Source organism: Actinoplanes sp. NPDC051405, assembly GCF_055586185.1.
This window is the reverse complement of the sequence record NZ_JBVJIR010000006.1, coordinates 147489-171480: the sequence shown is the minus strand read 5'-3', so window position 1 is coordinate 171480 and position 23992 is coordinate 147489. Positions and strand designations below refer to the sequence as shown.

Annotated in this window: 22 protein-coding genes; 8 read left to right on the top strand and 14 right to left on the bottom strand. The window is 72.4% G+C overall.

Translation table 11 applies throughout. The features are described 5' to 3' along the window. Window positions 1–12 precede the first annotated feature (12 nt). The 14 genes from ACZ6S4_RS15410 to ACZ6S4_RS15345 all read right to left on the bottom strand — a co-directional run bounded on the left by ACZ6S4_RS15410 (window position 13) and on the right by ACZ6S4_RS15345 (window position 14889). Window positions 13–1275 carry a glycosyltransferase gene (locus ACZ6S4_RS15410; RefSeq protein ID WP_465475551.1) on the bottom strand — a complete coding sequence of 421 codons (1263 nt, stop codon included), beginning with the start codon at window positions 1273–1275 and terminating at the stop codon, window positions 13–15. A 29-nt stretch (window positions 1276–1304) separates the two neighbouring features. Further along, entirely contained in the window at window positions 1305–1865 is a 561-nt protein-coding gene (gene ssuE, locus ACZ6S4_RS15405) for an NADPH-dependent FMN reductase (protein WP_465475550.1), read from the bottom strand. Window positions 1866–1981: 116 nt separating this feature from the next. Then, window positions 1982–3331, bottom strand: coding sequence for a DUF455 family protein (locus ACZ6S4_RS15400; protein WP_465475549.1), 1350 nt, complete (start codon window positions 3329–3331; stop codon window positions 1982–1984). Window positions 3332–3342: 11 nt separating this feature from the next. Further along, window positions 3343–4299 carry a GNAT family N-acetyltransferase gene (locus ACZ6S4_RS15395; protein WP_465475548.1) on the bottom strand — a complete coding sequence of 319 codons (957 nt, stop codon included), beginning with the start codon at window positions 4297–4299 and terminating at the stop codon, window positions 3343–3345. Beyond that, the gene (locus ACZ6S4_RS15390; protein ID WP_465475547.1) at window positions 4296–5447 is read right to left on the bottom strand and encodes a DegT/DnrJ/EryC1/StrS family aminotransferase; all 1152 of its coding nucleotides are present in this window, start codon (window positions 5445–5447) and stop codon (window positions 4296–4298) included. Before ACZ6S4_RS15390 ends, ACZ6S4_RS15395 begins: the two co-directional genes overlap by 4 nt. After that, on the bottom strand, window positions 5437–6219 hold the full coding sequence (locus ACZ6S4_RS15385) for a methyltransferase domain-containing protein (RefSeq protein ID WP_465475546.1): 783 nt from the start codon (window positions 6217–6219) through the stop codon (window positions 5437–5439). The genes ACZ6S4_RS15390 and ACZ6S4_RS15385 overlap by 11 nt, the downstream gene beginning before the upstream one ends. Then, window positions 6216–7556 carry a hypothetical protein gene (locus ACZ6S4_RS15380; protein ID WP_465475545.1) on the bottom strand — a complete coding sequence of 447 codons (1341 nt, stop codon included), beginning with the start codon at window positions 7554–7556 and terminating at the stop codon, window positions 6216–6218. Before ACZ6S4_RS15380 ends, ACZ6S4_RS15385 begins: the two co-directional genes overlap by 4 nt. Next, on the bottom strand, window positions 7553–8452 hold the full coding sequence (locus ACZ6S4_RS15375; RefSeq protein ID WP_465475544.1) for an LLM class flavin-dependent oxidoreductase: 900 nt from the start codon (window positions 8450–8452) through the stop codon (window positions 7553–7555). The genes ACZ6S4_RS15380 and ACZ6S4_RS15375 overlap by 4 nt, the downstream gene beginning before the upstream one ends. 2 nt (window positions 8453–8454) lie before the next feature. Beyond that, window positions 8455–9171, bottom strand: a complete 717-nt coding sequence (locus ACZ6S4_RS15370; RefSeq protein WP_465475543.1) for an HAD family hydrolase — start codon at window positions 9169–9171, stop codon at window positions 8455–8457. Beyond that, window positions 9168–10148, bottom strand: coding sequence for a Gfo/Idh/MocA family protein (locus tag ACZ6S4_RS15365; protein ID WP_465475542.1), 981 nt, complete (start codon window positions 10146–10148; stop codon window positions 9168–9170). Before ACZ6S4_RS15365 ends, ACZ6S4_RS15370 begins: the two co-directional genes overlap by 4 nt. Continuing rightward, window positions 10145–11320 carry a DegT/DnrJ/EryC1/StrS family aminotransferase gene (locus ACZ6S4_RS15360; protein ID WP_465475541.1) on the bottom strand — a complete coding sequence of 392 codons (1176 nt, stop codon included), beginning with the start codon at window positions 11318–11320 and terminating at the stop codon, window positions 10145–10147. Before ACZ6S4_RS15360 ends, ACZ6S4_RS15365 begins: the two co-directional genes overlap by 4 nt. Next, window positions 11317–12537: a hypothetical protein gene (locus ACZ6S4_RS15355; RefSeq protein ID WP_465475540.1), complete on the bottom strand. Its 1221-nt coding sequence runs from the start codon at window positions 12535–12537 to the stop codon at window positions 11317–11319. The genes ACZ6S4_RS15360 and ACZ6S4_RS15355 overlap by 4 nt, the downstream gene beginning before the upstream one ends. Before the next feature lies 1 nt (window position 12538). After that, window positions 12539–13813, bottom strand: a complete 1275-nt coding sequence (locus ACZ6S4_RS15350; protein WP_465475539.1) for a DNA polymerase subunit beta — start codon at window positions 13811–13813, stop codon at window positions 12539–12541. A gap of 848 nt (window positions 13814–14661) precedes the next feature. Then, complete coding sequence (locus ACZ6S4_RS15345; protein ID WP_465475538.1) at window positions 14662–14889, bottom strand: phosphopantetheine-binding protein; 228 nt, start codon at window positions 14887–14889, stop codon at window positions 14662–14664. Window positions 14890–15066: 177 nt separating this feature from the next. Between ACZ6S4_RS15345 and ACZ6S4_RS15340 the strand changes: the two genes are divergently transcribed. Genes ACZ6S4_RS15340 through ACZ6S4_RS15305 form a run of 8 tightly spaced genes read left to right on the top strand, consistent with a single transcriptional unit; the run spans window position 15067 to window position 23982 of the window. Then, window positions 15067–16965: a hypothetical protein gene (locus ACZ6S4_RS15340; RefSeq protein WP_465475537.1), complete on the top strand. Its 1899-nt coding sequence runs from the start codon at window positions 15067–15069 to the stop codon at window positions 16963–16965. Window positions 16966–17005: 40 nt separating this feature from the next. Continuing rightward, on the top strand, window positions 17006–17251 hold the full coding sequence (locus ACZ6S4_RS15335) for a phosphopantetheine-binding protein (RefSeq protein WP_465475536.1): 246 nt from the start codon (window positions 17006–17008) through the stop codon (window positions 17249–17251). Further along, a complete protein-coding gene (locus ACZ6S4_RS15330; protein WP_465475535.1) occupies window positions 17248–18765 on the top strand; it encodes an AMP-binding protein in 1518 nt (505 codons plus the stop codon). The genes ACZ6S4_RS15335 and ACZ6S4_RS15330 overlap by 4 nt, the downstream gene beginning before the upstream one ends. Continuing rightward, a complete protein-coding gene (locus tag ACZ6S4_RS15325; RefSeq protein ID WP_465475534.1) occupies window positions 18762–19496 on the top strand; it encodes a thioesterase II family protein in 735 nt (244 codons plus the stop codon). Before ACZ6S4_RS15330 ends, ACZ6S4_RS15325 begins: the two co-directional genes overlap by 4 nt. Then, window positions 19483–20541: a GNAT family N-acetyltransferase gene (locus tag ACZ6S4_RS15320; RefSeq protein ID WP_465475533.1), complete on the top strand. Its 1059-nt coding sequence runs from the start codon at window positions 19483–19485 to the stop codon at window positions 20539–20541. Before ACZ6S4_RS15325 ends, ACZ6S4_RS15320 begins: the two co-directional genes overlap by 14 nt. After that, complete coding sequence (locus tag ACZ6S4_RS15315; protein WP_465475532.1) at window positions 20538–21824, top strand: ATP-grasp domain-containing protein; 1287 nt, start codon at window positions 20538–20540, stop codon at window positions 21822–21824. Before ACZ6S4_RS15320 ends, ACZ6S4_RS15315 begins: the two co-directional genes overlap by 4 nt. Continuing rightward, entirely contained in the window at window positions 21821–23125 is a 1305-nt protein-coding gene (locus tag ACZ6S4_RS15310) for an MFS transporter (RefSeq protein ID WP_465475531.1), read from the top strand. The genes ACZ6S4_RS15315 and ACZ6S4_RS15310 overlap by 4 nt, the downstream gene beginning before the upstream one ends. Continuing rightward, window positions 23122–23982, top strand: a complete 861-nt coding sequence (locus ACZ6S4_RS15305; RefSeq protein ID WP_465475530.1) for a class I SAM-dependent methyltransferase — start codon at window positions 23122–23124, stop codon at window positions 23980–23982. Before ACZ6S4_RS15310 ends, ACZ6S4_RS15305 begins: the two co-directional genes overlap by 4 nt. The last annotated feature ends 10 nt before the right edge of the window (window positions 23983–23992 follow it).

The following is a 23992-nucleotide window of genomic DNA, read 5'->3' as shown; positions in this document are numbered from 1 at the left end:
TGGAGCCGGACGTCACGACAACGCGGGATCCACGGCGACGATCCCGCCGAACGACGGCGCCACGACCCGCCGGCCGAGCCGCTGAGCCTCGGCCAGCACGAAACCGCCCCACCGCTCGCGCAGTCCGTCCAGGCGCGAGGTGACGATCACCAGGTCGAAGGCCGCGTCAGGGAGCGTGGTGCGCAGCCCGATCGCGCGGACGGCCGTGACGGGATGGCGCAGGCCGGCAGTCGAGGCGGCGTCGAGCCGGGCCCGGTCCACGTCGACGACTGTGATCTGGGCCGGGCTGTCCTTCCACGCCGGCGGGAGGGCCGTGCCGGCACCGATCACCGCGACCCGTCCGGAACCGGGTAGCAGCGGGGTGTGTTCGTCGAGCTCGGCCGTGATGTCGTGACCCTCGGTCGCGGCCAGCCGGTCGCGGAGCAGCAGCCACTCGTCGTGGAAGGTGTCCTCGGCCCAGTCCTGGATGATGGCCCAGAACAGCTCCGTCTGCGGCTCCGGGCTCTTGGCGTGGAAGATCAGCGCGTTGCGGCGGCAGCTCTCCCAGTTGCTGTCCCGGTGCCGCACATGCGGCGATTCGATGCTCCATCCCTCAGCGGAGAAGATCAGCTCGCAGCCGTGACGCTGCAGCCGGTGCGCGAGGCTGACATCCTCCACGCCCCAGCCGCGGTAGTCCTCGTCGAACCCGCCGACGGCCCGGAACGCGTCCGCCGGCAGGGACACGTTCGCGGTCCAGCAGAAATACCAGGCCATGCCCTCGCGGTCGAGGTCGTGGCCGAGCTTCTCGATCTCCGGCAGCCGGACGTCGGTGAAGTTCGCGGTGCCGGTGAACCGGGCGACGATCTCCTCCGCCGCCGGGCGCATGTCGGCGACGGTGAGCGGCGAATCGAGATGGTCGTTGTTGTAGAGGTAGCCGATCACCACAGCGGGGCCGGCCGCCGCGGCGTGCCGGCGCTGATGTTCCGCGAGCCAGCCGGGAGCTGCCACGACCCCCGTGTCGAGAAACGCCAGAACAGGAGCACCGGCCTGGGCGGCACCCAGGTTGCGGGCCGCCGCCGCACGGAAGCCCAGGTCTTCCTGGAAGCAGTAGCGCAGTGCGAGCCGGTCGGTGAACGACTTCGCGACCTCGGCGGTGTCGTCGGACGAACCGTCGTCGGCGACGATCACCTCGAAGCGTTCCGGGCCCAGCGTCTGCCGGGTCAGGCTCTCCAGAGTCAGCCGGAGCAGCTCGGCACGGTTGTAGGTGGGTATGACGACGGAAACCAGTGGTGCCATGGGAAAGGATCCTCCGAACGCTTCGATGATCAGATCGGGAACAGCTCGGTCGCGTACCGGTCCGCCGCCCGCATCGTGTGCACGAACGCGGCCACGGATGACCGCAACGACGGTTCCGCCGTCGCGAGCAGGGCGGGCCCGGATCCCCGGTCGGCGAAGTCGTCCTCGTGGGCGAAGTGCCCACGCACGACGTTTCTCGCGTCGAGGGCGACGAGCACGGGACGCAACGCGTAGTCGATCGCCAGCAGATGGCCCCGGCTGCCACCGGTGGCGAGCGGCAGCACTGTCTTGCCGGAGAAGCCGCCCTGGGGCAGCAGGTCCAGCATGGACTTGAGCGCACCACTGTAGGCGGCCTTGTACACCGGCGTGCCGACGACGACACCGCGGGCACCTGCCACCGCCGTCAGGAAGCGGATGGCGTCCGGATGCGATGTCCGGGTGTGCAGCAGCACCTCGGCGGGCAGGTCGCCGGCGGCTATCGTCGTCACACCGAGCCCCTCGGCCTCGAGCAGCGATGCGACGTGATCCAGCAGGGCGCGGGTGCGGGAGTACGACTGCGCGGAGCCGCACATGACAACTACCTCGGACAAGGGGACCTCCATTACCCACCGCCGCGGACGCCCCGGCCGGGACCGGTCCGCCCGCGGTCGCGGACGTACCTGATGGACCCGGCCGGGGCGTCGGCGAGCAGCGTCGGTCGGATCGCTCAGCGGGGTGCCGGCCGCCCGGCGGCCGACTGGATCAGAGCCCGGACCTCACGCTCGGAGAAGCCGGCCATCGCGCGCAGCGGGCCGTCGATCGGGGTCGACCGCGAGGACTCCAGGTAGTCGACATCGCGCAGCGCGCGCTCGCCGAGGCCCAGATTCAGGGCGCCGGTGTTGAAGCGTTCGATGGCGGCCACGGTGGCCTGCTCCACCGCCTCGTCGTCGTCACCGACCAGCACGCGGAGCCACTTGTTGGAGTACGCCGCGTGCCGGACCTCGTCGGACAGGGCGTGGTCGAACATGGTGGCGACCGAATGGAACCCGGCGTCGTGCAGCTTCGGCACGATGTAGTTGAAGGTCTCGATCGCTTCGGCCTCGCCGGTGCGCGACAGGATGATGAGGCGGTACTGCAGACCCTCGGTCATCATGAGCTCGTAGTAGTCCGGATCCTCGAACGGGATGTCCCGGTAGTCGACGCCGAGGTTGTCGAACTCGTCGAACAGCATCAGGGTGTGCCGCATCTCGTCGTGCGCGTGCCGGGCCATGTCCCGGTAGAACTCCAGCGGGAGGTCGTCGAACTCGGCGATGTTGCGCAGCGGGACGTCCATTGCCACGAACTCGATCTGCAGGCCGTGCCGCAGGAACGACGCGACCTGGGCCGGGGTCTCCACCGGCGGCAGGCCGGCCTCGATGGCGTCGTTGGCCGGCTTCGGCGGGCGCGGCTTGACGAAGGTCGCCCACTCCGGGTAAGCCCGGCGCGGGCAGGGCACCACCGGCAGGGCGAAAGCACCGGACGGGTGCACCGGCTCGCCCTGGGCGACCGGGGAGCCGAGCAGCGTCCCGGCGGCCACGCCGAGGGGGGCGCCCGGCTCGGTGGCCGGATGCGCCTGGGCGAACTCGCGCAGCTGCACCAGGTCCGCGGTCAGCTGCGCGAAGATCGCCGCGTCATGGGCGGTGGCGATGGTGTTCGCGCCGTCGCGGCAGGCCGCGTAGAACGCGTGTGTCTCGTCGATGAACTCGCGCAGGAACCGGGCGGCGTCCGCCCAGTTCGGCGCGGCGGCCAGGGCGTTGCCGGCCGCCACGACAGCGTCGCCGGGACGGCCGAGCAGCTTGGGCGGGCAGCGCAGCTCCGCCATCCGGATCGCGATCGACTGGCAGTGCTCCAGGAAGACGTAGACCGCGCGCATCACCAGCCACTTGTCGTCGAGCGGCACGATGGCCGGTGCCTGGCCGGCCAGGCACCGGGCGACGGTGAGATTCGCATGGTAGAGCCCGCGGTACAACGCGCTCAGCTCGTCGACTCCGTACGCGGAGATCGCGGTGGCGCTGGGTGTCGCTTGATCGACGGTCACTTGTTTCTCCTTCATTCAGATTTGCCGGCCCGAAGCCGCTGGAAGGTGTCGGGTGGGAGCTCACCGGGCCGGGCGAGCCGCTCGATGGCGCCGTTGCTGCGCCACAACTGCAGGTACGGCTGCTGACGGGCACCGAAGGCCCGGAACATGGGCTCGACGCGGGGCAGCATCGAGCCCTCGAAGTCGAACGCGACGCCGAGTTCGGCCGCCAACCGGATCGCGTGCCACAGCAACAGCGCGATCGCACCGGGCACGCGCGGTTCGGTGTCGCTGCCGGCAAGCAGGTAGTACATCGACCGGGAGTCCCAGACCACGACGATCGCGGCCCGGGCCACCCCGTCGTGGTCCTCGGCCACGAAGGTCCGGGCCGACCCGGCCGCGGCACCGCGCTCGATCACCCGGCGCACGGTCTCCAGCGACCACGGCACGTCCATGCTCTGCCGGGCGAACGTGGCGCGGTGCAACGGCAGGAATTCCTCGGCGGTGCCGTCGCCACGGACGGCCAGCTGCGTGCCGGCCCGGCGGATCTGGGTCCGGACGTCGGTGAGCATCGTGGCCCAGATCCGCTCCGGCGAGCTGGTGTCGTCGATCCGGTACGTCAGCCGGGCCCCGGTGCGAAAGCCGCTCCAGTGCATCGCCAGCCAGTTCCACCGCGAGTAGTGCAGGTTCTGCACGAAGAGGTCGTGCTCGGGCAGGCCGGCGAGCAGGTCGTCCAACAGGCGATGCTCCGTGCCGAGTTCCTTGGGGTAGGAGCCGGTGGCTTCCCGCAGCCACGGACCGAGGGTCTGGGTCAGCTCGGGCATGCACAGCACCCTGACGCCCTCGACGGTGGCCGACGTGTACGCCCAGCGCGCCACGGTGGTCCCGTTGCGGCGCACCTCCGCGGCCCGCCACCGGTCCTCAGCGACGATGTCCAGCCACCAGGGCTCCTCGAACAGGCAGTTGGAGGTCCACGAACCCGGGCTCATGCGGCGGCCCCCAGGGTCGCGGCCATCAGCCGGACGGCGGTGGGCGCAACGCGTTGATGGATCGGCACGTCCACCGAGCGCCGGGCATAGCTCGTGGCCCGGGGACGCAGCTCGCCCGTCGGACCGTCCGGCACGGGCCGCGCCCAGTTGAAGGGACCGACCCGTAGTCCCTGCGCCTGCAGCTCGGCGGCGACCCGATCGGCGACGGCCGGGCCGGGGAGCAGGACCTTCTGCTTCAGCCAGGCCGGCTCGCCGTCCTCGGGCACCGGCCAGGTGACGAGACCGGAAGCGGCGAGCAGCGCGGCGTTCGTGTTCCGGGCCCGGCGTACGGCTTCGTAGCGCTCGAGCTGCCACAGCCCGAGCCGGGCGCGCAGCGGGCCGATCGCGGCCGGTGCCGGGCTGTCCGCCGAGCGGCGGTAGAGCCGCTGCCGTTGCCGTGCATCGGTCGTGGCCCCCGCGGGGACGATCAGGGCCCGTCGCTCCCGCAGGAAGGCGAGCAGGGCGGTCAACAGTCGCCTGTCGGTGGCGCTGTCGCCGGTCCGGCCCTCGACTGTGGTCCCGTCCCGGGTCACGAGGAGCCCGCCACCGCCGAGTGAGAGTGGCTTGTCGTAGCCGAAGCTGAAGACGGCGGCGTCGCCGAAGGCCCCGGCTGCCCGTCCCCCGAGGGTGGCGCCCAAGGTCTGGCTGCAGTCCTCGACGAGTTTGACGCCGTGCCCGCGGCACCATTCGACCAAGGGCCGAACCTCCGCCGGTGCACCGAACAGATGAGGCACCACCAGCGCGGCCACCCGGGCGGGCGGCATCCGCAACACCACGTCCGGGTCGAACGCGCCGAACGAGGTGCCCGCGTCGACCGTGACCGGCACCAGGCCTGCCGAGCTCACCGCCTCGGCGACCGCGACGCAGTTGAAGGCGCTGATCAGCACGTGATCCCGCGAGCCGGGCCGCGCCATCCTGGCCAGGTATGCCCGCAGTGCCTCCCGGGCACTGACCATCGGGGTGGCGGTGCCCTCGAGACCGATCTGCTCCACCAGGCGCCGGGCGAAGATGTCCGGCTCGGCGGTCGCGCCGGTGGCGATCAGCTCCGCGACGACGTCCGGAGCCCAGAACTCCTCGACGGTGTCGATGCCGGCGGGGTCAGGAGCCACTGCGCCCCCACACCGCGATCGTCAGATGGTTGAGGAACGGCGTGGGTGTCGAGGCGAGGACGTGCAGCGCCGTGTCGAGCTGCCGCTGCGTCAGCAGACCGGTGCCCACCAGCCGGTCGGCGACCTCGGCGACCGAGAGCCGGTAGGACTCGGCCTGCGGGCTGGACCAGGAGGGCAGGAACCGGGCGTGGGCGGCGCCGTCGATCTGCCGCAGGCCGCACGCCGCCAGGGTGACGGGCAGAGTGCGGCCCAGGTAGGAGTCGCCGCCGGCATCGTCGAAGACCTGGTCGAAGGCGGTCCGCAGGGCCTGGACGTCGGGATGCGCGGGCAGCCCGAGCCAGGCGGTGGCCGGATCCGAGGTCTCCAGGACCAGGGCGCCGCCCGGCGCGAGCAGCGCCGCCATGACAGCGACGGCGCCCGGCACGTCCGGCACGTGTTCGAGCACGTAGCGGGCGTGGATCAGGTCGTAGCCCGGCGGCAGCGACGGGCCGGTGAGGATGTCGTGCTGGACGACGTCGACATTGCCGGGCAGGCCCGCCGCCCGCAGGTGGCGGACGTCCAGGTCGGTGGCGGTCACGCGGCCTTGCGGGCCGACCCGGGCGCCGAGCCAGCGGGCGATCGACCCCGCGCCGGCGCCCACCTCGAGCACCCGCATCCCCGGGCGCACACCCACCCGGTCCAGCGTGGTGATCGTGCCCTGGTCGAGCAGGGACTCCAGAGCCGACAGCCGGGTCTGCTCGACCTCGCCGCCGGCGAAGACGTACGTGCTCACGCGGTGCTCCCCATTCTTTCGCGGTGCAGGTACCGCTGGATCCGGGCCTCGTTCTTGTTGTGGATGTCCGCGCCGGTGCCGCCCGACGGCAGCGGTGTCATGAGCCCCCGTACCTCGCGCAGCAGCCGCCGCGGGTCCGGGAAGCCGTTCGTGTGCAGGTAGGGCGCCAGATTCGGTGCGGGGTAGCGGGTGATCACGGCACCGAGCACCGTGGTCCCCGGCAGGGCGCGCACCGCGCGGTCGAGGGTCCGGCCGGTCATCACGTTGTCGTCGAAGATCACCGCGTGCCGCGCCGGCGGAACCCCGGGGCCGGCCGGGACGGTCAGCGCCGGGCCGCGAATGTCACCGTCGCCCTCCTGGTACAGCGAGAGGCGCAGCAGCCGCAGGCCGGCCGGGACGCCCCGGTGCCGCAGTGACTCGCGACCCAGCAAGGTCAGCTCGGTCCCGCCGGCGACCAGGCCGACGCACTCGATCGCGGTACCGATCTCCGCGGGGACCAGGTGTCCGAGACCGAGCTCCGCGGCGGCCGCGTTCTCGAGCAGGTCGTCGCTGTGCCGTTCGCGCAACAGCCGTCCGGCCAGGCGGTCGTCAGCCAGCGCCGCGGTGAGCCCGAGACTCTTGTCGGCCTCGGCCAGCACCTGGTCCGCCCGGCCGAGTGCGGCGGTCAGCTCGGCCATGGTGTCGCCGTCGCCGCTGAGGTAGGCGAGGTGCTGGCGCAGATGGGCGGCGGTGCCGGCCAGGACCCGCTGCGTCACCGGGTATCGCGCCGTCCCGGCGTCGTTCTCCAGCAGGTACGCGGCCGTGCTGAGATGCAGCAGCAGCCCGCGGACCATGTCCTGCACGGCCGCCACCAGCTTGAAGGTCGTCAGCGAGCCCCGATCGGCCACCAGCGCGGGCGCCGCGTCAGCGGCCTCCGCCAGGAACCGCCGGTACCGCGGCACCCAGCCCGTCGGTTTCTCGCCCATCGCCATCGCGTACGGGAACCAGTACAACCCGCCGCGCAACACCACAGCCGTGTCCGTGCGCACCCGCCGCTGCCACGCGTGCGGTGTCCCGTCGTCCAGCCGGAAGAGCCGCCGCGCCGCCGGCCCGGTGGTTTCCCAGCTGCGCAGCCGGACCGCGCCGCTGAACGGGTCGAAGACGTCGCGCAGTTCGAGGTCGGGATGAGCCGTTCCGGTGGCGGCCCGCGCGGCCCGGCGGATCCGGTCCGTCACCAGCATCAGGTGCCGCCGTGCCCCGGCCTCGGCCCGGCGCGCCACCGAGCCGAGCTCACCGAGGTGCGCGTCGAGCTCCGAGCCGGGCAGCGAGTACCGGCTCAGGGTGGCCGGGCCGGTCATACCGTGGACACCAGGGCGGGAACGACCTCCGCGCAGAACCGCTCCATCGACGGCACGTCGTCGACGTACACCTGGAAGTGCCGGACGCCGAGCTCGATCAGCGGATGCAGGGCCTCGGTGACCATCTCCGGGTGCGGGCCCAGGATGCGCGGATCGCCGTAGCGCATCTCGCCCGGGCGGAAGTCCTCCGCCCGGACCGGGAGGTGCACCTCGGTGCCGGCGGTCAGCTGGATCTCGGAGAGGTCACGGCCGATCTCGGCACAGTGCGCACGCAGGATCTCGTACGGCTTGCGGTACGCCTCCAACGGCGCGTCCCAGTTCCAGATGTCGGCGTGGCGGGCGACCAGACGCAGCGCGCGCGGGCCGTTGGTGCCCACCATGATCTTGATGGGCCGCGCCGGCCGGGGTACGCAGTACGCGTCGGTGACCGAGTAGTGCTTACCGGCGAACGTGGCCGGCTGCTCGCCCCACATCGCCCGGAGGACGAGAATCGCTTCCTCGAGCTGCTCCAGACGTTCGCGTGGCGGCGGGAATTCGTAGCCGTACGCCGCGTACTCCTCGGCGAGCCAGCCGGCGCCGATGCCCATGACATAGCGGCCACCGGTGAGGTAGGACAACGTGGCGGCCATCTTGGCGACCAGCGCGGGGTTGCGGTAGTTCTGTCCGAGCACGAAGTGGCCGACGGTGAGCCGTGGATACAGCGCGGCGAGATAGGCGAGCCTGGTCCAGGACTCCAGGATCAGCTGTTCCTTCTCCTGGAAGTGGTCGGCGACCCACACGTGGGTGACCGGCTCGCACCGGGTGGCGATGTCGAGCAGCCGCCGGTGGTGATCGAGGGCGTGACCGCCCGCGGGATCGGCGTGACCCAGATGAACACCGAATGTCAGGGAGTGCATGTCTATCGGTCCCCCGGGGAGGCAAGGGCGCCGGCCAGCTCGGGCAGATCGGCGACGTGGAGATGGGCAGGGCAGTCACGGCAGGAGCCGAGCGGATCCAGGTGCACAGCCGTCATCCCGGCGGCCACCGCTCCTCGCACGTCGGCGTGGACCGTGTCGCCGATGTGCAGGGCCTGCTCGGCGGGGATGCGCAGGGCGGTGAGCGCTGCTTCGAAGATCGCCGGGTCAGGCTTGTCGGTGCCGAACTCGCCGGAGTCCACAACCACGCCGATCTCGACGCCCGGCCCGGGGCCGGCCTGACACATCCGTACCGGCTCGTCCGCGAGCAGCCGGGCGATGACGCCGGTGCTGTTGGAGATGATGCCCAGGCCCAGGCCGCGGCGGGCGAAGGCACCGAGCACCTCGCGGGCACCGGCCGGCACCCGGATCCAGCGGTCCGGGGACAGCGCCTCGTCGAATCGCGGCATCGCCTCGGCGAGGTGCCGCCCGGGCAGACCGCAGGCGGTGAGGTGGGTGCTCAGGTAGGTGTCCCAGAGCGGTTCCGGGGCGGAGTCGACGGCGGCGACGGCGTGGTAGTGCGCACGGTCCACGACCGTCGCCGACGGCAGCAGACCCCAGGGGGCGAGGGCCTCGTGCACCGCCTCGACCGCGGGCAGGACCAGGACACCCCCGGCGTCGAACGTGACGGCGCGGACGGCGCTGAACCGGGCGCTGCTCACGGCGCCGGATGTTCGTCGAGTGCGACCCGCAGGGCCGGTCGCATGTCGGCCAGTGCGGGGGAGTCCGAGGCCGCGCCGCGTACGGCCGCCGCCACGTTACGGGTGACCTCCGCGTACAGGAAGGAGTCGAGCTCCTCGTGCGCCGGGGCGGCGTCGTCCACCGAGCCGACCCACGTGCGCTCGAACCGGAAACCCTGGGCGTGGATCAGGCCTCCCTCGGTGACGATGATGAGCGATTCGTGGTTCTCACCGACCGGTCCGGCCGTGGCGACGTGCAGCGAGCCGATCGGGTTGTCCGGATGGGCCAGCGGTCCGGACACGACCAGGATGTCGTCGTCCCGCTCCACCTCGGTGAAGACCGTCCCGCCGGTGCTGGTCCAGCTGCGCCACGGTCCGACGAGCCATTGCACGAGGTCCAGGTGGTGATAGGCCTGGTTCATCAACGGGCCGCCGCCGTCGGCCCGCCGTTTGCGCCACGCGTTCTGCGCGTAGTAGCCGGCGTCACGCGGCCAGACGACGGTGACCGCGATGGAGACGATGCGGCCGAAACCGCCGTTCAGGAGCTTCTCCCGCACGTCCCGCAGGGCGGGGTGATGCCGGTACTGGACGATCGGGAAGACCCGGGCGGTCGAGGACGACTCGTGCTCGAGGAGGAGGTCGAGGTCTTCGACGGTGCGGACCGGCGGCTTCTCCAGCACGACGTGGATCCCCCGCGCCAGCAGCCGCTGGGCGCTCGCGAGGTGGTCCGACGGCGGCGTCGCCACCGTGACGACCTCCGGCCGGGTCGCGGCGACCAGCTCGTCGACCGAGCCGAACGCCGGCACCGTGGACCGGGCGGACCACTCGTCGCGGCGGGACTCGTCGGCGTCACAGACCGCGACCAGCTCGACCCCTTCGGCGGCGGTCGCGGCCCGGGTGTGCGGCATCCCGCCCCAGCCCAGTCCGACAACGGCCCAGCGCACCGGCGACGTGGTCATCGGCCCAGCCCCTGGTCGCGCAGAGCCCGCGCGGCTGCCGCGCCGAGGGCGGCGGCCTCCTCCAGCCGGCCGGCCGAGGGGAGGGCGGCGTGCAACAGCCGCGGCGCCATCGCCTCGGTGACGGGCAGCGAGGGAGGTGCGTCGCCCGGCCGCCCGGCGAACAATGTGGCTTGGTGCAGCGGGTGGAAGTACTCGGGCTTGCTCGGGAGACCGGCATCGCTCAGCGCCTTGCCCACGTCCGCGACCGGGACGCCCTCCGGCAGGATCAGACGCAGGGCTGTCCTGCCGCCGTGCCGTACTCCTGACTGGAAGCCGACCGCGGTCACGGTGCAGCTCTCGAGCACCGGCGCGAGCATCGTCCGGATCAGCCGGTCCTGGTGGGCCAGGACGCCGGTCAGCGTCGGCAGGTACGAGGCGGCGAGCGCGGCGTTGAGCGGGCTGATCCGCGATTTGAGCCCCAGCCCGGTGCCGGCGAACTCGTCGTCCGGTGCCAGCCGTTCGTAGTGCCCGACGGCCAGGCTGCGCCGGTGGAGCCCGGGGTCACCGGTGACCAGCAGCCCGCCCTCGCCGGCCGGCAGCGCCTTCTGCGCCTGCATGCTGAAGACGCCGAGATCGCCGATGGTGCCGAGGAAGGCGCCGTCCACGGTGGTACCGAAGACGTGCGACGCGTCCTCGATGACCCGGATACCGCGGGGACGGGCCCAGGCGACGATCTCCCGGATCGGCGCGGCGGCTCCCCAGAGGTGCGGTACGACGACGGCCCGGGTGCGTGCGGTCACCCGGCGGTCGAGTTCTCGCGGTTCGAGGGTCAGGTTCGTCGGTTCGATGTCGCAGAAGACCGGCACACCGCCGAGCCACCGGACCGGCGAGACGGATGCCCACCACGTGTAGGAGGGACAGATGACTTCGTCGCCGGGCTCGACGCCGGCCGCGTACAACGCCGACAGCATCGCCGCTGTGCCGCTGGAGTGGGCGACGACGTGGGCACAGCCGAGGTGTTCGCGGACGCCGCTCTCCAGCGCGGCCGTGGCGCCGAACGGCAGCGACAGGTCACCGGTGGCCAGGCAGGCACTGACCGCGTCGTGCTGGGCCGGACCGACCGGCGGCCAGGCGAAGGTCAGCGGGACGGCACCGACGTCCGGGGTACGCGCGGCGGAGGCTTGGACGGTCATCGTGCTCCTTCGTTCAGGGTTTCGGAGACCGCCGCCGCGATGACGGCCGCGCCGTCGAACCCGCCGGTCAGTTCGGTGATCCGGGAACGCTGCCGGTGCGCCAGATCGGCCGCGCCGGCCGGATCGGACAGCAGGCCGACGCAGTCCGCCATGTCCTTGCGCAAGCTGTCGAGCAGCGGCCCACCGGTCCTGAGCAGCTCGCTGTACGCGTCCGTCAGGTGCGCGATGAACGCGGCCGGGTCGGACTCCTCGACCCCGAGGCGGGAGGCGGCCAGCACCGCGGGATAGAGCGCCGGGTCGGCGCCGCTGAGCAGCCGGTGATTGGGCAGATGACCGCCATGCTGCTCCGGCAGGAAGCCGACTGCCACGCCGGCGGCGGCGGCCTCCAACGCCATGGTGAGGCCGGCCGGTGCGAGCACGTAGCGGGCGCCGGCCAAGGCCGAGCGCAGAGCGTCGTGGCGCAGCGAAGGGCGGGCGTTCCCGGTCGTCCCCGCCGCCACGGCGGGGTGGCTGAGGGCTCCGGCACCGGGACCGGGCGCACCGGGTACGCCGTCGAGCAGCCGCTGGACGATCTCGGCGTAGACGCCCGCCGAACGGACCGTGCCGACGTGCGAGACACCACCGCTGAGGCTGATCAGCCCGCCGGAACGCTGCTCCGGCGGCAGCCCCGGCTCGACGTCGACGATGGCGCCGACGTAGCGGACCCGCTCGCCGAAGACCGTCATCCGCTCCGCCGGCTCGCCCAGGCGCTGCAGGAAGACGCGGTCGGACCAGAGGTAGGCCATCGGCACCATCCGGTGCCAGTCGATGTCGACCAGCGCGGCGGCCAGCTCGGCGGCCGGCATCCGCACCATGGCGTCCGCCTCGCGGGCGAGGTCGTCGATGTCGTCCGCGGACCAGCGCCAGAACCAGTGCAGGCTGTCGACGTAGGTCGAGGGCACTCCGCAGCGGCGGGCCAGCAGGGCTGCCAGCGGGTCCATGGCATTGAGCAGATGATCCGCCCGCAGCGGGTGGTCGAGGATGGCCAGCGGGGAATCCAGGTCCACGGCCCGGTCGTAGTGCTCGGCGTTCAGCTCGGCGAAGACCTGTGCCGTGCCGGTGCCGATCGCGACCCGGCGAGCCGGCACGTTGCGGGCCACGGCCAGCAGCTTGGCGGCCGGGCCATAGCCCCAGGCCTCGGCGGTGCAGGCCAGCACCGGCAGGTCCGGTGTCGCCACGTCAGCCCACCACGGACAACGGGGCGGCCTGGACCGGCTCGCCGTGCAGCGTCCCGCCCATCCGCTCGCCCGCCGCGAGGCCCATCATCATCGCCTGGATGACACCCTGCGCGTAGCCCGCGGCGTCACCGATGACGAAAAGATTGGGCAGCACTGTCTGGCTGTAGGCGTCGAGCGGCACCCGGTTCCAGAGGAACTCCACCTCCAGCCCGATGACCACCACCTCGTCGAGCAGATCCTCGAACCGGGCGGCGTCGCCGGCGACCTCGAGGATCGGCTGCATGAGGTCGCGGAAGCCGAGCGTGATCGCGGCGTGCTGCTCGTCGTTCAGCAGCCGGTGCACCGGGGCGGTGGACAGGTCCAGGACAGACGGCTCGAACGGCAGGGCCCCGGCCAGATCGGTCCACGACATCGCCTCGTCGCCCCGGTCGATGAAGGTGCGCAGCCGCTGCGCCACCGGGCGCCCACCGGAGAGCTCCCGGTACGCGCCGAAGATCCGCTCCTGGAAGGCGGCCTGGTCGGCGGTTCCCTGGTCCGGGAGCTGGCACATCAGGCCGAAGTTGGCCGACAGCTCGCGGTCGCCCGCCGGCACCCGGTCCAGGGTCTCGTGGCCGTCGAGCGTGATGACCGGCGTGCCGAACGCGGTCTGGTAGTTGGTGTACTTGACCCGGCCGCCGTTCGAGCCGCCGCAGAAACAGAAACTCTTGGTCTTGCGGGTCCGGTCGCGTTGCGAGACCTTCAGGTCGGGATGCCCGAGGCCGACCTGTTCCAGCAGGGAGGCCCGCATCTCGAAGCGGACCCCGATGGAGGGCGTCGGTGCCTCGGTCGCCACTCCCAGGGACTCGAGCACCTGCTGGGTGCTGACGAGCCCGCGCCGGCCGGTGGCCAGCATGAGCGCGCGCGACTCGAGGGTGGATCGGCGGCGCCCGCCACGGCTGGTCACCTCGATCGTGTAACCGTGCTCAGCGGCGGTCACCGCGGTCACCGAGGAGTCGAGCATGATCTCGACGTGGCCGGCCAGGTCGGCGTACAGGCCGTCGATGACGCCGGTCAGGTTGCTCTCCCCGACCGTGGCCACCGGGTACGGGCGGATGTCCATACCGTGGCGGGCGAACGTGGCGTCCATGCGCGAGGGGATTTCCTGACCGCGCAGCTCGACCGGGGCGTTCAGATGCCGGGTGAGCAGGTCGAACGCCTTGTCCGACAAACGCACCGCGCGGTCCTGGCCGAGTAGGTCACCGAGCCGGCGCCCGGACGGGAACTTACTCAGTTTCACCCCGTCGCCGTAGTGCATACAGCCGCCGAAACCACTGATCACATTGCACATGCCGCCGCACCCGCGGCACTGCCGGCCGTTGTCCACCGGGCACGGCCGGCGGCTCTGCCGATGGCCCGCTTCGATCAGGGCGATGCGCGCCTGTGGATGGTGCTCACGGACGCTCAGCGCTGCGGCGATTCCGCCCGGCCCGGCACCCACGATAACGACGTCAAACGGCATGGAAGTGATTCCCCCGAGGTGTGGAAAAGGCGCGCAGCAGCCATCCGAAGAATGATGCGGCCGCGCTCGTGTCGACGGCATTCCAAGGATTACTCGAATGAATACTGAGCACGGTGAGACGACACCTTCGCGAGTGGATGCGAGGTGTTCACCGGAATAATTCATCGTACGGCGGCGATCTTTCGCGCCGGCGTCGGCAGCCTGCTAGTAGGCCGCCAGCACAGCTGGAAGCCTGGTCAAAGACAACACTAGTCGTTCTCCCCGTTAGTCCGGACGGCCAGTACGAAGTGGATCAACTGTCCGGTGCTTGACGGCAACCATACAGGATCTGGTCTATGTCGGTAGCCCTCTGTGGTTCCGGAACCTGGCTCGTTCGAGAATCGACCGTCGACCACTGTGGATAACCGAAAGTAATGACGGTACGGTCCGGAATATGCGGCTCGAGAAGAGCATGGAGTGGTAGGTTCCGAACGGCTCGGCGGTCCGGTCACCCGGGCTGGTGCGGGCGCCGTGCCGAGTGCCCGGTGGTGTGTGTCTGTGAGCGCCGGCGACGGGCTGAGGACCCGGGTGCGGCCGGTCCTGCGAGGCGTGCGGATCGGGCCGCGCGGGCCGGCCGCCCCGAATGATCACCGTTGGGCGGCGACGATCCGATCCGAGAGCTCCGCGACCGTGGGGGCGAGCAGGAAGTGGCGCAACGAGATCTCCACGCCCAGTTCGGTCCGGACGCGGGTCAGGACGGCGACTGCCCGGGCGGAGTCGCCGCCGAGGTCGAAGAAGTCGGCATCGGGGTCGATCCGGTCGACGTGCAGCACGTCGGTCCAGATCCGGGTGATCGTCGCGGTGACCGTCGGCACGGGACCTCCGGGTGCTCAGGCGTCGGGAACGCGCGCAGGCTAGCACGATCGGGAGAAACCCCTTCCAAACGTCATCATCTATATTAAAAGTTATTTATGTCACAGGCTGCGGGGTGGCTCGTCCCCCGGACATGGATCAAACTCGACCAGCCACGCAACACGGGGAGCAATGATCGCGTGACTGAGACATCAGAAGCTGCTGAGCACTTTGTCCACGTCTGTGCGGACGCAGCGGAATTCATCGCCGCAGCCGAGTGCTGGCAGCCGGGAGATCCGTTTCCCGTCCTGCCCGGGACGTCGGCTGAGCGCTCTGTCCGGCTGGCCGCGCAGAGCCCGCCGGGTCCGCTGGTGGAGGCCCGTCCCGGCGTTGTTCTGTCGACCGGGACAGCGGTCAGTCGCGCGGCGGCGTCCATGCTGGCGGCGGCCACGGTCCGGCCGCACCGGCACCTGGATCCGGGGGAGCTGCTGACCGAGGTCCGCGGGGAGCCGGGTCCGGTGGCGGTGGTCGGCACGGCCGCCGCCATCGCGGCCGTCGGTGACTGGCCCGGCGCGTACAACCCGCGGTGCGGAGTCCTGGTCGGACGCACCGAGGCCTCGCTCGTCGCGCTGATCCTGCGGACGTTGCGGCCGGGTGCCGGAGTGGACCTCGACGACGAGCTCTTCACCATTTCCAACCCGTTCCTGCCCGGCGGCCTGCTCGCCGACGCGGTCGAGCTGGATGAGATCCGCGCTCTGACGCGGCGTCGTCCTCAACTCGTCGTGCTGCGCGCGCACGGCCGCGAATGCAGCGCGGGCCTGCCGGACTCGGTGATCTGCGGCCGGTCCGACGACGAGATGCCCGGGCCGCTGTCCGCGTCGCGACCTCTGCCCGACCCGGCAGGCACCCGGACGCCGGCCTGCCGGCACGGTGAGGGCTGCTACCGCGCCGACCTCGGCGCCGAACGCCGGATCCGCGCGGCCGACCTCAACGGTGTGCTGTTCTTCGTGCAGAGCTGCTCGGCCGTCGCCGCGGGGGCCCAGGCCTATCCCGCCGAGGTGGGCGTCGGGACCGGCTTCCTGGAGGGCACCGCGGTCGCCGTCATCGGTGGGCTCGGGCAACACCGGACCGAGCCCACCGCGGTTGCGGCGCTGCGATCCCTGCTGGCGGCGCGGCTACCGCTCGGCGAGGTCGTCGCGACGCTGAACGAGAGTGGCCCCGGGCACGACGGGGGCCTGCTGACGTACGGGCTGCTGGGTGATCCCGGCCTGCGGCTCCCGGTCACGGCGGCGGATCCGCAGACCGTACCCGGCCGGGCCGAGCGCGAGCTCGAGCAGCACGCCTGGCCCGTCCTGCGCCGGCTGCACGAGGTCGCCGGTCGCTGCGAGCGGCTCTCCTGGCTCGGTGTCCCGCTGCTCGCCGACGGCCTCGCACCGATCAGCGCCGCACTGCGCACCGCCGCCGGCCTGCGCACCCTGGACCGGGCCGGCTTCGACAAGATCGTGGCCGGTGCCGAGCCGGCCATCCGGGACCTGCAGCTCGCGGCGGTGACCGCGCTGGTCGAGGCGGTGGCCCGGACCGGGACGGACTTCCTCGGCGACGCCGATGTCGCCTTCCGGCTGGAGAGCCGGTCCCCGGCACCGTGCCCGAGCTGCCGCACCGACCGGGCGGACGAGGTGATCCTCCGGCACCGCGCGGAGCCCGCACTCGCGCTGACCAGTCTCAACTGCCGGCGCTGCGGTGACGTCTGGTGGTCGACCGAGACACCGGCGAACCGCACCCTGGCGATCGCCGGAGCGATGGACTTCGATGTACGCCGGCCCGGCCCGGCCCGCCTGCGCCGCACCTTCACCAACTCGGGAGCCACCGCGGTCGCCGGCGCGATCGGTTTCGGCTTCGCGTCGACCCCGGGCGGCCGGCCGCCGGCGCCGGCGCCGCCGGTACAGGTGGCCGAGATTCCCGCGGGCGGTTCGTGGACCTTCGACGCCGAGTGCGACCTCGCCGAGCGGGCACCGCGCGCCGACGTCCACGCGGGACTGATCGTGGCGCTGGTCGACGGGTGCCTCATCACGGCACCGGCCGTCATGCGCCTGAGCTGACAGCCGGCGACGCATCGACAACGAGAACGGAGCTGTGCCGATGATGGACAACGATGTGGTGGAGCGTTCGGTGCACGACGCCTGGCACCAGGTGCTGGACGTGGGACCCGGCGACGACGGCGGTGACTTCTTCGAGCTCGGCGGCAATTCGCTGCTCGCGGTCACGATGGTCGAGCGGATCGAGGGCGAGCTGGACGTCCAGCTCGACCTCGAGCACTTCTTCTTCAACAGCACGCTGCCCGCGCTCGTCGAGCATGTCCGGGCGCGGACGGCGGAGGTGCCATGAGCGCTCCGACCCTCGTCGAGATCTTCGCGGCGGCGGCGGGGCGCCACGCGGCCCGGCCGGCGATCACCGCGGGCGGCCGGACCGCCAGTTATGCCGAGCTCTGGTCGGCGGCCGGTGGCATCGCCGAGCGGCTCCGGCAGGTGCGCGGCACCGGGCCCGGACCGATCGGCCTGTGGGCCGAGAAGTCGGTCAGCACCTATGCCGCCTACCTGGGCGTGCTGCGGGCCGGCGGGTGGGTGGTGCCCCTCTCCGCGCGGACGCCACCGAGCCGGACCGCCGCGATCGTGCGTGAAGCCGGCATCCGGGACATCGTCGGTCCGGGCCCGGTCGACGCCCCGCTCGCCGAGGTGCTGGAGGCCACGGGCAGCGTGAGCCACCTCGACGTGAGCACCGTCGCGCCCCGGGACCCGGCGGCGCGGCCGGGGCAGCCGGGTGACCTCGCCTACGTGCTCTACACCTCGGGTTCCACGGGTCAGCCCAAGGGCGTCCCGGTGACGCACGCCCAGACTGTGAGCTACGTGCGGCACGTGACCGGCCGGTACGAGCTCTCCCCGGCGAGCCGGGTCGCGCAGGCCGCCGAGCTGACCTTCGACACCTCGACCTTCGACATCTTCGCGGCGTGGGCGTCCGGAGCGCACGCCGTGGCCCCGGCCGGCCGGCAGTGGCTCAGCCCGGTGCGTTTCCTGCGCGACAGCGCCGTGACGCACCTGCTCACCGTGCCGTCGTCGATCCTGCTCGCCGTGCGGAGCCGGACCCTGCTGCCCGGCAGCCTTCCCGGGCTGCGCTGGAGCCTGTTCGCCGGTGAACAACTCAGCGCCGAACGCGCTGCCGCGTGGGCCGCGGCCGCCTCCGGCGGCATCGTGGAGAACCTGTACGGACCCACTGAGCTCACCGTGACCTGCACCGAGTTCCGGCTGCCGGCCGAGCAGCGCGACTGGCCGGCCACGCCGAACGGCTCTGTGCCGATCGGCTCGCCCTATCCCGGGATGGAAGCACTGATCATCGGCGGCGACGGCCGACCGGCCGCTGAAGGAGAACTCTGCATGCGCGGGCCGCAGCGCTTCGACGGTTACCTGCGTCCGGAGCAGAACGCCGGCCGGTTCTACGCGGGCGGCACCGCGGGACCGATGACGGCGGTGACCGGCGCCCCGGGCCCGTCGGACTGGTACCGCACCGGAGACCGGGTCACCGTGCTGGACGGTCAGCTGGTGCACCTCGGCCGGCTGGACCGGCAGGTCAAGGTCCGCGGATACCGCATCGAGCTGGAGGACGTCGAGATCGCCCTGCGGGCCCACCGTGCGGTGGACGAGGCGCACGTCCTGGTGCACGACGCCCAGCTGCACGCATGTCACGTGGGAGACGAGGAGAGCGCCGCCGCGCTGCGTGCCTTCCTGCGCACCCGGCTGCCCGACTACATGGTTCCCGTCGCCTTCCACCGTTTCGACGAGTTCCCGCTGACCACGGCCCGCAAGCTGGACGTCGCCGAACTCCGCCGGCTGGTCACGGCCGGATGAGCACCCCGAAGTGGCTGCGCGTGGCGCACCCGGTCGATCAGCCGGCGCTCGTGGTGTACGCCGTGGGCCCGGCCGGCACCGGGGCCGCGTACTGGCAGGACGTGAGTGCGACCCGGCCGCCGGAGTGGGAGCTGCGGGCGGTACGCCTGCCCGGCCGCGAGTCACGCTTCGGCGAGGAGCCGTACCGGGCGATGACCGAGCTGGTCCGCGGGACCGCGCCCGTGCTCGCCGCCGAGGTGGGCCGGACGGCCACCCCGTATGCCTTGCTGGGCGTCTGCTCGGGCGCGGCGATCGCCGCCGAGCTGGCGTCGGCGCTGACAGCGCTCGGTCTCGCTCCGGCGGCGGTGATCGCTGTCAACCGCCCGGCCCTGGAGTACCCGGCCGGTGCCGAACGGTGGCACCGGTTGCCGGCTGAGGAGCTTCGGGCGGTCCTGCGCGCGGAACAGGCCGTCCCGGCATCGATCGCGGAGAGCGCCCGGATGTTCGAGGTGTTCGAGCCGACGATCCGCGCCGACTTCGAACTGGCCGAGACCTATCGCCCCGCGCCCGGTGTCCGGCTGTCCTGCGATGTGCTGCTCGCGGCGGCCACGGCACCCGAACCGGCCGGGTGGGCGGCGCAGACCAGGGGCGAGGTCCGTCCGTGCGTGATCGACGGTATCGCCGGTGCGGCGGTGGCGGATGCCGTGGCGATGGGCCGCAGCCTCGGGCGGATCTGGGATGCCCGTGTCTGAGTTCGCGACAGCCGGATCGGCCACCGTCACCGCGGTGCCGGCCGCCGAGGCCGGGCCGATGCTGCGGGGCGGGCGGTGGCACGTCGCCTCGGCCGCCCTGCATCCGGACGTGCTGACCTCGGCGGCGGTCCAGGCCCGGTGGGAGACCCAGCTGCTCGTCGCACGGGTCGCCGGCCGGGTCGCCGGTGTGCTGGCACTGCAACGATCCCGCACCGAGCAGGCAGCGCGGGCGCTCATCGCTCCGCTGGCCGGCTCCGGCGTCCCGCTCGACCCGGACACCGATGCCGCGGAGCACGTACTGCTCGGCGGTGGACCCGATCTCGTCTGCGGTGTCGCGACCGACGCGGGGCTCGGTGCCGCGCAGGCGACCGAGGTCCGCCGGCTGCTGATCCACGAGGGTCACCGCTGGGCCGCGCACCGCGGACTGCGGCCTCTCGCCCTGTACGTCCGGGCCGTCGATCTGGACGCCTTCACTCTCGGCGGTGTGCTGCCCGCCCATCCCCACTCGCAGCTGTCCGTGCTGCCGGTACCGTCCACGTTCGCCGATTACCTCACCGCGCTGAGCAGCGGACGCCGGCGGATGGTGCGGCGTGACCTGGCCCGCCTCGCGGCCGGCCCGCTGGTCAGCGACATCACGCCGGCCGAGGTGGTGGTCGCGGAGGCGGCACCACTGGTGGCCCAGGTCAACGCCCGGCACGGCGTGCCCGATCACCCCCGGCTGGCCCGGGTGCGGCTGGCCGGCTGGGCGGGCCAGCCGGTCGGCCGGCGGCTGGCGTGCACGGTACGCCGGGACGGGACCCTGGTCGCGGTCGCGTTCCTGCTGCGGTGCGGTGACGCGGTGGAGGTGCACGAGGTCGGGCTGGCCGCCGGTGACGAGCACCGGCACGACGCGTACGTCGAGGCCCTCATCTTCGGCCCGTTGCGCCATGCCATCGCCTGCGGCGCCCGCGAGCTCGTGCTCGGCCTGGCCTCGGAGGAACCGAAGCGGTTGCGCGGCGCCACGCTCGTCCCGGTCTCGGCGATCGTCAGCGGTCCGGTCCCGTGACGCGGAACCAGCTGCCCCGGATCGGGATCTGCCATCGGCCGGAGGGCGCCGCCAACCTGCGCGAGATCATGGCCGCCGCGCGGCAGCTCTGCACGGTGGTGCTGCTCGTGCGGGCGGACGTCGCCGCCCGGCATCCGGATCTGCTCACGCTGGGCCGCCGCCTGTTCGAACTCCGGATCGTCGGTGCCGACGAGGCGGCCGCCATCGAGGGTCTCGGGCTGACCGGGGTGATCACGTTCCACGACGACGAGGTCGACCTGGCCGATCGGCTGGACGCCCGGGTCCGCGGCGGAGCGCCGCCGGCGGAGTCGCCCTGGGACAAGCTGGTGCAGCGCCGCCGGCTCGGCGCCGCCGGCCTGACCCGGGTACGGGCCTGGCCGGTCGACTCGGCCGACGAGTTCATCGGCCACTGGCAGTCGGCCGGCGAGTCCTGCGTACTCAAGCCCCGGCGTGCCGCCGGTGGCCGGGGGGTGGCCTTCATCGACGACGACGCCGCCGCCCGGCGTCAGCTCCGGCTGCGCACCGGCTGGGACTCGCTGCTGCTGGAGACCCGGATCGCCGGCCGGCCCCACCCTGGTGCCGCGCCCTGGCTCGGCGGCATGGTCTCGGTGGAGAGCGCGACTTCCGGGGCCGGCCCGGTGCATCTCGGCACCCTCGACAAACTGCCGGTCAGCGTCGTGCCGGAGGCCGGGCCCGGCGGCGCGGACGCGGTCAGCGTGCAGGGGGACATCCTCCCGTCCGCACTCCCGGAGCCGTTGCTGGCCGCGGCCCACGAGCTGGTCTCGGCAGCCCTGGCGGCGCTGGGGGTGACCCGCCGGATCACGCACGCGGAGCTGCACCTGACGTCGTACGGGTTCGACATCGTGGAGGTCAACGGGCGACTCGCCGGGCACACCGCGCGACTGTTCCGGCTGGCCGGCGGCCTCGACCCGGTCCGGATCGCGCTGGCTCTCGCCGCCGGGTCCGCGGCGCCACCGGAGCATCCGCTCTCCGGTGCCGCGGCGGGGCTGTTCCCGGCGTTCCGGCACCGGGACGGCGCTGTCCGGTCGGTGGTGGAGCGGCGCGCGCTGCGCGAACTCTCCGGAGTGGCCGGGGTGGAGGAGGTCGCGCTCGCCCACCGGGCCCGCGCCACGCACGGCTTCCGGATGACCAACCTGACGGTCCGGGGCCCCGACCGGCAGACCCTGGACCAGCACATCACCGAGGTTCTGGACGGCATCGACCGGCTCTTCGCCGCGGACGGCGGCGTCGACGTCGGCACGCGAGGAGAGAGGCACCGATGACTGCGCCGGCCCTGCGAGGACGCCTGCGGGAGGCGGCGGCACCGTTGCACCAGCGGCGCTTCCGGCTCCAGCTCACCTCCTACTCGATCTCGATGATCGGCACCATGTCGAGCCCGGTCGCGCTGACGTTCGGCCTGCTGCACGTGACCGGCTCCGGGGCGGCGGTCGGACTGGCCCTCGGGGCCCAGACCATCGCCCTCGCCGTGTGCCTGCTGTACGGCGGGGTATGGGCCGACCGGTTACCCCGGCATCTGATGATGGCCGCCGCGGACGGGGTACGGGCCGCGATCCAGCTCTCCGTCGGGTTCATGCTGGTCTCCGGCGAGGTGAACCTGCCGGTGCTCATCGCGCTGGAGGTCGTCTACGGAGTGGCCGAGGCCTCGCACCTGCCCGCGGCCGTCGGGCTGACCACGCTGACCGTGGGCAAGAGCGAGCTGCAGAGCGCGAACGCACTGCTGTCCCTGGTCCGCAGCATCGCCCTGATCGCCGGTCCGCTGGTGGCGGGCGTGCTGGTCGGGCCCGGTGCGGCCGGCTGGGTGCTGGTCGGTGACGGCTTCACCTTCCTGCTCAGCGGGCTGCTCATCGCGCGGCTGCGGCTACCGCGGACGGTCCGGGCCCAGCGCTCGACCGTGCACGCCGAGCTCGCCGGTGGCTTCCACCTGGTCCGCCGGGCGCCGTGGATCTGGTCGAGCATCGTCGCCTTCATGGTCACCCACGTCGCGATCGCCAGCTACCTCATCATCGGGCCGGTGCTGCTGGCGGCGAACGGACACGGGTCGTCCTCATGGGCGGTGCTCTTCGCCTGCCTCGGCGTCGGCAGCCTGATCGGTGACGCAGTGGCACTCACCCTGCGGGTGCGGCGCCCTCTGGTCGCCGCCCGGATCAGCGAGCTGATCATCGCCGGTTCCCTGGTCGCGATGGCGTTCCGGGCGCCGGTGCCGCTCCAGGCGCTGCTGCTCGTCCTGGCCAGCGCCGGGCTCTCCTACGCCGACGCGCTGTGGCTGACCGCCCTGCAACGCCGGGTGCCCGCCGACTCGCTGTCGAAGATCTCGGCATACGACTGGATGGGCTCCGTCGTGCTGCGCCCGCTCGGGTACGGGCTGGGCGCGGCGTACGCGACCGACAGCCGCGGCCCGGTCCTGCTGGTCGTCGTGGCCGCGCTCGTCGTGGCCAGCCGGGTGCTCAGCCTCTCCTTCGCCGACGTCCGGGCCGAGCTGCCACCGGTCGCCGAAGTGCCGGAGCCACCCGACGCCGATCTGCAGGCAGCGTCCACCGGCGACTCCTCCCGGCCCGCCGCATGAGCGCCGAGACGCCGGCCACCGGCAACCTTGCCCTGCAGGCGACGTACGACGAGGTGGGCCCGCAGCCGTTCTTCCGCTGTCAGGCCGCTCTGGACTACCGCATCCCGGTGCTGGCCGCCGAGGCGATCCGCGCCTTCTTGCAGTCGCGGAGCCCGGAGCCGACGACGGTCCTCGACATCGGCTGCTCGTACGGAATCAGCGCGTCCGTCCTGCGCCGAGGCCTGACCCTGGACGCCGTCTACCGGTACTTCGCGACGGGTACGCACTCAGCGGCGCACGACCGAAGCTGGTTCGAGCAGTGGCCGAGGGACGAGCGCCTGCGCTGGCTCGGCCTCGACGTGGCGCCGAACGCGGTCGGCTATGCCCGCGACGCCGGTCTGCTCGATCGGGGCTTCGTCGCGGACCTGGAGGAGCGTGACCCGCCCGGCGAGCTGCGTAGCGCCCTGCCGTCGGTCGACCTGCTCCTGGGCACCGGCATCTTCAGCTACGTCACCGGACGCACCTTCGACCGGTTGCTCAGCTCCGGGTGCCGCCCGGGGCCCTGGATCCTGTCGTTCCCGTTGCGGCTCAGCGACCTGACCCCGTTCCGGGACGTCTTCGCGGCCCACGGGATGCGCACCGAGCGGCTCAACGACGAGCCGTTGCTGCAACAGCGGCTCGTCTCGGACGGCGAGCACCGGCTGATCGCCACTCATCCGGACGGGCGTGCCGCCACGGTCACCCGCGGGCCGGACACCTACTACCTGTCGGACTGCTTCGTGTCCTTTCCGGACGACGCCGCGCCCGGCACCGGGCGGATGCTGGCCGCATTGCGCGGTGCGATCGCCCGGGCGCCGGAATTCGGGCTGTCCCGTTGATCTCTCATGC